The sequence below is a fragment of the Elusimicrobiota bacterium genome, assembly GCA_041660185.1.
Taxonomy (GTDB): domain Bacteria; phylum Elusimicrobiota; class Elusimicrobia; order 2-01-FULL-59-12; family 2-01-FULL-59-12; genus JBAZWU01.
Map to the genome: position 1 here is coordinate 1 of JBAZWU010000027.1, position 4,620 is coordinate 4,620.

A 4,620-nucleotide genomic window follows, 5' to 3' on the forward strand; every position below is an offset into this window, starting at 1 on the left:
GCCCAGCATATTGATGTGCTCATACAATAACGGAGATAATCGGCTTACATCTTCGTCGTTCACCGGATATCCTTCCATTCGAAGTTGGTTCAATGCGGCCTCCATATATATGGTGTTCCACAACACTATCATGTTAAGTACAAGGCCGAGCGACCCCAACTGATCTTCCTGGCCTTCCCGATAATGCTGACGTAACTCGCCTCGCTTACCATGAAAGACTGCGCGGGCTAAGCTGTGGCGACCCTCTCCACGATTTAACTGAGTCAGAGTGCTCCTGCGCATGGCCTCGTCATCAATATACATTAGCGTGTGCAGGGTCTTCTCAATGCGGCCGAACTCTGCGATGGCTTGCGCCAATCGGGTTGGCCTGTCACCTACTTGAAGTGTACGCATAATTTCGGTGGCGTTTACTCTTCCAAGCTTTAGGGAACCAGCCAGCCGCAATATATCGTCCCAAAAGGGTATGATTTTCTTCAAGCTGAGCTGATGCATCGATATCGAATTGAGCAGACCGTAATCAGCTTTTGGATCAATCCTCCAGAAGCGGGTGCCTCCGACATCGGCTAAACGCGGACTGAAACGGTACCCGAGCAAGCGAAATAAGCCGAACACCACATCGCTATAGGCGCCGGTGTCAGTCATAATCTGCGTCGGTTGCAGGTCTGTTTGCTGCTCTAGCACTACCGCTAACAAGATTAGGCTATCCCGGAGTGTGCCTGGCACAACGATGCCATTCAAACCAGAGAACTGGTTCGACAGAAGATTGTACCAAGTAGCACCACTACCGATTCCGTAATATTTAGGGTTGGGGCCGGCATGTACAGTGCGCACTGGGACAACGAAACGGATACCATCCGCCGAGGCCACCTCGCCACCGCCCCATGCTTTTGCCAATTCAAGACGGCTTTGTGCAGCTACCAGCATCGCGTTGGCTGCTGTCAAGGTGTCATCTCGAATGTAATTCTGGTCTACCCAGGACAGCCGGTCGCGCTTGAGCGCGGTTACATCCCCTCGAATCAGTGGCTCCAGTCCGGTATTGCAGGCTTCAGCCATCAGCACCGCACACAAGCTGACATGCAGATCGGTGGCACGGGCCGTGCGTTCCGAGATGTGAGTGAACGCGTCGGTGAAGTTCGTTCGTGCAACAATCTCCAGCATGAGTTCTGGCAACTCTACTCGCGGCAACATGTTGGCAACTTTATCGCGTAGCGCGATCAGTGAGGCCGGTTCGTCCAATTTGTCCAGCGGACTGAGTACCAGTTCCTGTTTGTCGTTGGTCGTATCGAAACGCACTGCGGGGTTGTCAGGCAGCCTGGCGGCTACGGCGCGGTAGGTACGATCCAGTTCAGTGGCCATAGCGGTGAGGGTTGGCTCAGGATTGGCGGACAACCCGAGCGTTCGGCAGATAAGTGGACGTGTGGCTTCCCATTCGTCGCCTTTAAGTAGACCTGCACGCGGGTCGGCATAACGCCAGCTTGGCTCAACGAATACATCGCGTCGGCGTAAAGCGGTTTGCAATTTTTCGAGTACACAAAAGGTATAGGCATGTAAATCGAAAGATTTGTCATCGCGTTGCACATATTTTTTCCATGACTTGTTGGCTAAATCGAGCGGAGCATCGTTGCCGGGTTTCTTCAATGTGAGATTGGATCGTAACCAATCAAAGGCGGCTACAACTGGCTCACCGTCTGAGTTCGCCACGAACCGTACATGCTCAAGTAGTGCTGGCAGAAAGCGACGCACCGATCTGTATTTGGCATCCAACTCATCGTAGTACACGTTGTCAGCAGGTCGAATCATGGCATTAACGCCATCAACTGCCTGAATGAGTGTGTCGCGCGAAATTTTCTCAAACAATATGGTCCGCACCTCAGCATCGGGAAAACTGCTGTCCAGCAGAATTTGGCAGGCGCTGGCTAGCGTCGCAGCTGCTTTGTCAAGATCTTTCAGAGAGCGAAGGCGGGCTTTCTTATCTGCCCTAATAGCGGCATTAAACAGGTCGCGTAATAAAGCTTCCAATACTTCCAGAGCATCATCTTGCGCTGTGGCCTCCAGACAATGCACAAATGCAACCAGCATCGCTAGCCGACGCGGATTCGGCAAGCGCAGAATCGCACTAACCTTAGCGGTGCTAGCATACCTGGCCAAGGCCGCCAGACGACTCATTGGAATGTGTGCCGTCGGCAGTTTGATGCCTAATTCGCGTACTGAGTGTAATCTTAGCAAAGCCTGTACTAACGATGGACCACTGATTCTGACCGGCCCGGTGCGTAAGCGATCCAGTAGCGAATTGCGATTGCCCTCTGGTATTACCAATAGGTTTTCAAGCCTTGCTTGTTGTTCACTACTAATGCCACGACCGAGAGATCGCCATAGCCGATTCTCCACCCGACTGCGCAGACTGGCGATGTAACGTTCGAGAGTGCTACAGCCGGGCAGTAACACCTTATGCGTTACCAACCAGGTAGTCGCTCGCTCGAACAGCACACTGGGCCGGTCGGTGCCCGTCCAACACAATGAGTATAACCAGCGGGTGAGACGAAAACCGACTTGACGCTCGGTAATTTCAACATAGCCGTAGCGGGTGCGGATTTCTGCCGCGTGTTGCCATCGCTGCTCGCCGATACTGTAGGCCCGCAGGTCACCCACGGCTTCAATGCCCAGTTGATTAGCTAGCGTATGAATTACCGAGGCCGGCACTGCCAACGGGTCGTCCAGGAAAGTGCCCAAGTAGCGAACTGTGCAAAGTTGAACGGCAAAACCGATCCGGTTGTAGTCACCGCGTTTCTTGGCGATCAGCGCATGATCAGCATCATCCAGATGAAAATAACGGGCTAAATCCAGAGGCGATAAAACTGCGCTGTAGCGGCCGTAGTTCTCACGCTGTTCGTTGGATAGGAAGCTGACCGGCATTTAGTTTTCCTTGGAGGCTATTTTTCTTTCTCATGTTAGGTGCTGGTTTTATGGTTTGCCCATATTCGCTTGACCTGGCTTTCACTACACCCGGCCAGCTCAGATGTCCGTTTGATAGAATGGCCGGCTCCACGCAGCGCAACAATGCGCTGATGGGTTATGGTGTCAGGTATGCGACCAGTGTACTTGCCAGCAACCTTGGCAAGCTGAACGCCCTGGCGCTGTCGCTCGCGGCGAGTCTCATAGTCATCACGCGTCATTTGCAGAGCCAGTTTGAGCAATAATTCCTGTATTGACTCCAGAACGATTTTGGCTATACCTTCGGTCTCAGCCGCGAAGTCAGACAAATCTACCAGCCCTGGTATGGCCAACCTCGCTCCCTTGGCTCGAATCGATCCGACCAATTGTTCAGCTTCTGCCAAAGGGAGCCTGCTGATACGGTCGATTTTCTCGGCCACTACCACTTCGCCCGGTTGCAGATCAGCAATCATTCGTAACAACTCGGGACGATCAGCTCGTGCACCCGATGCTTTTTCACGGTAAATGCCGGCAATGTAATAACCTTCCTCTCGCGCACTATGCACAATGTCGGTTTGGCGGGTAAGGTCTTGTTCTTCGGTACTGACACGGAGGTAGATACGAGCAACTTTCATGGGGTAGCCAAAATGGGTATACTGAAATTGGCTAACTATAAATCATGTGGCCAATAATGAAAAATACAATGTAATTTGGCTACTTTATAATTGACCATCTATATTGGCTATGTGTTGGGACAATGTGACTTCAAACAGTGCGAATTCCGATAAAAACCTCATTATTCTGTCGAAGCCCCTTTTTGCGACTCAGATTTGAACACTGCTGACACTGGCTTTGAAAATTTACAATGCTATTCCTATTTACATGCTATTCTTTACGTATCTTTTTTGATACACTATAAATATGACGCCAATACTTTCTGTTAATTTTTTTGCAACTGAAACAGGTAGCGAACCCGTTAGAGAATGGTTAAAAGATTTATCTGCTCAAGATAGAAAAACTATTGGCGAAGCTATTAAAACTGTGCAATTCGGTTGGCCTCTTGGTATGCCGTTAGTCGATCACATTGAAGGCGACATTTGGGAAGTCAGAATTAAGCTTGATAATCGGATTGCGCGAGTTTTGTTTGTAATTGTTAACAAAACAATGATTCTGTTGCATGGCTTTATTAAGAAAGATCAAAAAACACCGAAGCCAGAGCTCGATTTGGCAAAACAAAGATTGAGAACCTTGCGGGGAAAAAGATGAACAATCAACACAAAGAAAACCTTCATATTGGCAGCAGCTTTGACGACTTTCTTAGCGAAGAAGCGATTCTCGAAGAAGTAACTGCCGTTGCAACGAAACGTGTCATTGCCTGGCAAATTTCAGAAGGTATGTCTTCGCTTAAGTTGAGTAAAACGGCAATGGCAAAAAAAATGCATACCAGCAGAGCATCGCTTAATAGGTTGTTGGATGAAGAAGACACCAGTTTAACCCTTACAACCTTAGTGAGTGCCGCCGCCGCTCTTGGAAAAAAAGTAAGAATAGAGCTGGAATCAGTCTGAATTTTATTTAAAGCACCCACGGTGTAGGTAAGTCGAAGGGGCGTTTATTGCCAGTTGACGTCATTAATGGCGCATCATTATAGACGCTAACACGGTTTTTCGTTCCACTGCGCCTCAAACCCCA

4 protein-coding genes are annotated in these 4,620 nt (G+C 49.8%); 2 read left to right on the forward strand and 2 right to left on the reverse strand.

Going from position 1 to position 4,620, the window contains the following annotated elements; genetic code table 11:
• Positions 1 to 2,913, reverse strand: a 2,913-nt coding sequence (locus WC859_10700) for a Tn3 family transposase (protein MFA5976615.1), incomplete at its 3' end; no start/stop codon positions are given.
• Positions 2,914 to 2,948: 35 nt separating this feature from the next.
• Positions 2,949 to 3,566 carry a recombinase family protein gene (locus WC859_10705; protein MFA5976616.1) on the reverse strand — a complete coding sequence of 206 codons (618 nt, stop codon included), beginning with the start codon at positions 3,564 to 3,566 and terminating at the stop codon, positions 2,949 to 2,951.
• A 286-nt stretch (positions 3,567 to 3,852) separates the two neighbouring features.
• Here WC859_10705 and WC859_10710 point away from each other — a divergent pair, with 286 nt between their 5' ends.
• Positions 3,853 to 4,197 (forward strand): type II toxin-antitoxin system RelE/ParE family toxin, encoded by a 345-nt coding sequence (locus tag WC859_10710; protein ID MFA5976617.1) that lies wholly within the window; start codon positions 3,853 to 3,855, stop codon positions 4,195 to 4,197.
• A complete protein-coding gene (locus tag WC859_10715; protein MFA5976618.1) occupies positions 4,194 to 4,496 on the forward strand; it encodes an XRE family transcriptional regulator in 303 nt (100 codons plus the stop codon). Before WC859_10710 ends, WC859_10715 begins: the two co-directional genes overlap by 4 nt.
• The last annotated feature ends 124 nt before the right edge of the window (positions 4,497 to 4,620 follow it).